Annotated in this window: 1 protein-coding gene; it reads left to right on the top strand. The window is 75.4% G+C overall.

The genetic code is table 11. The annotated features are described in order from the left end of the window. Positions 1-4,316: type I polyketide synthase (locus ABZ471_RS47920; RefSeq protein ID WP_359075451.1), on the top strand; the 4,316-nt coding region annotated here is incomplete at both ends.

Below are 4,316 nucleotides of genomic sequence, written 5' to 3'. Positions count from 1 at the left end.
CGTCGCATGTGGACTGGTCGGCGGGTGCGGTGGAGCTGCTGACCGAGCAGCGGGCGTGGCCGGAGCTGGACCGGCCGCGACGGGCGGCCGTCTCCTCCTTCGGGCTGAGCGGCACCAACGCCCACGTCATCCTCGAACAGGTCACCGCGCCGGAGCCGGAAGCCCTCTCCCGCAAACCGCACGGACTGCTCCCCTGGGTGCTGTCGGGCAGGACGGAGGCGGCGTTGCGCGCGCAGGCCGAGCGTCTGCACGCCTTCGTCACCGAGCGCCCCGACCTCGACCTGGCCGACACGGCGTACTCCCTCCTGCGCCGCCGCACCGGGTTCGAGCACCGGGCCGTCGTGCTGGCCCAGGACCGCGCCGAACTGCTGGTCGGTCTCGCCGCGCTGGCGGCCGGAGAACCCGCGTCCTCGGTCGTGCGAGGCACGCGCGACGACGGCGGGCTGGCCTTCCTGTTCACCTTCCAGGGCAGTCAGCGCCTGGGCATGGGACGCGAGTTGTACGAGGCGTTCCCGGTCTTCGCGGCGGCCTTCGACGAGGTCTGCGCCGAACTGGACCGGCATCTCGGCCGGCCGCTCAAGGAGATCGTCTTCGCACCCGAGGACACTCCGGAGGCCGCGTTGCTGGCGCAGGCCGAGTACGGCCACCCGGCGGTGTTCGCCCTGGAGGTCGCCCTCCACCGGCTGATCGAGCACTGGGGGATCCGTCCCGACGTGGTCTTCGGCGGCTCCAACGGCGACTCCGCCGTGCTCCACGTGACCGGCATGCTCTCGCTGGCGGACGCGGCCGCCTTCGTCACCACGCGGGGCCGTCTGCTCCAGCAGACGCCGCAGGGCGGCACGATGGTCGCGATCGAGGCGTCCGAGGACGAGGTCCGCGCCTCCCTGCGGGGCCGCACCGGCACCGTCGACGTCGCCCTGGTCAACGGCCCGCGGCAGGTCGTCATCTCCGGCGACGAGGACCTCGTCGCGCAGATCGGCGACGAGTGGCAGGCAGCAGGCCGGCGGACCCACCGGATGTCCTTCGGCCGGGCGTTCCACTCCGCCCACATGGAGCCGATCGTGGACCGGTTCGTGACGGCGGTCCGGGAACTGGAGTTCCACCCGCCGCGCACCCCGGTGATCAACTGCCTCGACGGCCGGCTCGCCGATCCCGCCGAGCTCCGCTCCCCGGAGTACTGGGGGCGTCACGTCCGCGGCGCCGTCCGCTTCCTGGACGGCATGCGCACCCTGGAGGCCGACGGCGTCCGTACCTACCTGGAACTCGGCCCGGTCGCCATGCAGTCCCTCATGGGACGCGAGTGCCTCGCCGAAGACAGCGACGCGGTGCTGCTCCCCACCCTGCGCGAGGGGCGCCCGGAGCCCGTCAGCCTGCTGACCGCCCTGGCCCACCTGTACGTCCGTGGCATCGACTTCGACGCCGACGCCTTCTTCGGCCACCTCGGTCCGCGCCGCACCGAGCTGCCGACGTACGCCTTCGAGCGCGTGCACTACTGGCTCGCCGACTCCCCGGCCGCCGCCGGTGCCGCCCGGCCGGCCGACCTGGGCCTCGGCGCGGCCGACCACCGGCTGCTGGGCGCGGCGGTGTCGGTCGCCGGGGCCGACGAGCTGCTGCTCACCGGCCGCCTGTCGCTGCGCACCCACCCGTGGCTCGCGGACCATGCGGTGGCGGGCACGGTACTGCTGCCCGGCACCGCCTTCATCGACCTGGCGCTCCACGCGGCCGACCTGTCCGGCTGCCGGCTCATCGAGCAGCTGACCCTTCAGTCCCCGCTCGTGCTGCCCGAACAGGGCGGCATCCAGGTCCAGTTGGCGGTCGGCGCCGCGGACGCGGCGGGCCGGCGCGGCCTGACGGTCTTCGCCCGGACCGACGACTCCGCCGACCGGCCCTGGACCCGGCACGCCACCGGCACCCTGGCCGCCGACGCCGCCGACCCCGCCTTCGATCTGGTCCAGTGGCCCCCGCAGGGCGCCCGCCCGGTCCCGGTGGACACGCTCTACGACAGCCTCGCCGCCGCCGGACTCGACTACGGCCCGGCCTTCCGGGGCGTACGCGCGGCCTGGCGGCGCGGGACCGAGGTCTTCGCGGAAGTCGCCCTGGCCGAGGAGACGGCCGACGGCTACGGCGTGCACCCCGCGCTCCTCGACAGCGCCCTGCACGCCTGGAGCCTGGCCGGACCGGACGCGTCCGGCGGACCGCGGCTGCCGTTCCACTGGTCGGGTGTGCGGCTCTTCGCGACCGGCGCGGACACCCTGCGCGTACGGCTGACCCCGGCCGGCGCGGACGCGATGGCGCTGGCGGTGGCCGATCCGTCGGGGCTCCCGGTGGCGTCGGTGGAGTCGCTGACGGTGCGGCCGGTCACGGCCGATGCGCTGCGCGCGTCGTCCACGGCGGACGCGCTGTACCGGCTCGACTGGATCCCGGCGGACGCGGCGGAGCCGCTGGCACCGGGCAGCTGGGCCGGCGTCGGCCCCGCCGAGGACGACCACCACCCCTCCCTGGCGGCCCTGGCAGCCGCCGTCGACGCCGGTGCGGCCGTACCGGACGTGGTGGTCGTACGCGAGCAGCCGGTGCTCGACGCCCTGCACGACGCGGTCCACCGCACGCTCCACCTGCTGCGGGCATGGCTGGCCGACGAACGGTTCGCCGCCGCCCGGCTGGTCCTCGTCACCAGCGGTGCGACGGGCGAGCAGGTCACCAGCCCGGCCGGTGCCGCGCTGCACGGCCTGGTGCGCTCCGCGCAGACCGAGCACCCGGGGCGGTTCGTCCTGGTCGACACCGACCGTCCGGGGGAGCCGCTCACGGCCGCGGTGCTCGGCGCCGAGCCGCAGTTCCTCGTCCGCGACGGCGCCTGGTCCGTGGCCCGGCTGGCCCGGGCCGAGGCGAGCACCCACGCGTCCGCCTTCCGTCCCGACGGGACCGTCCTGGTCACCGGCGGCACGGGCACCCTCGGTGCGGCCGTCGCCCGACACCTCGTGACGGCGCACGACGTCCGCCACCTGCTGCTGACCAGCCGCAGGGGACCGGCCGCCGAAGGCGCCGAGGCGCTGGCGGCCGAACTCGGTGAACTGGGCGCCACCGTGTCGGTCGTCGCCTGCGACGCGGCCGACCGGCCGGCCCTCGCCGACGTCCTGGCCCGGATCCCGGCCGAGCACCCGCTGACCGGCGTGGTGCACGCGGCCGGGGTCGTGGCCGACGGACTGGTGGAATCCCTCACCCCCGAGCAGGCCGACGCGGTGCTGCGCCCCAAGGCCGACGCCGCGCTCCACCTCCACGAGCTGACCCGGGGCCTGGACCTGGCGCACTTCGTCCTGTTCTCCTCCGCCGCCGGAGTGTTCGGCGGCGCAGGCCAGGGCGCGTACGCGGCGGCCAATGCCTTCCTGGACGGCCTGGCCGCCCACCGCCGGGCGAACGGGCTGCCGGCGCTCTCGCTCGCCTGGGGCCTGTGGGCCGAACGCAGCGGCATCACCGGCCAGTTGGCCGAAGCGGACCTTGCCCGCATCGAGCGGGCCGGCTTCGCCCCGATCGCCGTCGAGGAGGGGCTGGCGCTCTTCGACGCCTGCCTCTCCGCCGACCGGGCGGCCCTGCTGCCGATGCGCCTCGACACCGCACCCCGGCCCGGGCGGGAGGTGCCGCCGCTGCTCAGCGGCCTGGTGCGCACCCCGCGCCCGGCCGCCCGGACGGCTGCCGCGCCCGCAGCGACGCTCCGCGACCGGCTGCTCGCGCTGCCCGCCGCTGAACGCGACGGGATGCTGCTCGGCGTGGTCCGCTCGCACGCCGCCACCGTCCTCGGCCACGCGACGGCCGACGCCGTCGGCGCCGAGCACACCTTCCGCGACCTCGGCGTCGACTCGCTGAGCGCCGTCGAACTGCGCAACGCGCTCAGCCCCCTCACCGGTCTGGCGCTGCCTCCCACCCTGGTCTTCGACTACCCCACACCGGCCGCGCTGGCGGCGTATCTGCGCCGTGAACTCCTCGCGGAGAGCACCGACACCGCCGAGCCCGTCGCCGCCACGACCGACGAGCCGATCGCCATCGTGGGCATGGGCTGCCGCTTCCCCGGCGGGGTGGGTTCCCCGGAGGAGCTGTGGCAGTTGGTGGCCACCGGCTCGGACGGCATCTCGGGCTTCCCGGTGGACCGCGGCTGGGATCTGGAGAACCTGTACGACCCTGATCCGGGCGTGCGCGGGAAGGTCTACACCCGCGAGGGCGGGTTCCTGCACGATGCGGCGGAGTTCGATGCGGGGTTCTTCGGGATCTCGCCGCGTGAGGCGTTGGCGATGGATCCGCAGCAGCGGTTGCTGCTGGAGACGTCG

The organism is Streptomyces sp. NPDC005728 (assembly GCF_040630895.1).
Taxonomy (GTDB): Bacteria; Actinomycetota; Actinomycetes; order Streptomycetales; family Streptomycetaceae; genus Streptomyces.
Note: the sequence above shows the minus strand (reverse complement) of the source record. Positions and strands in the feature narration are given on the sequence as shown.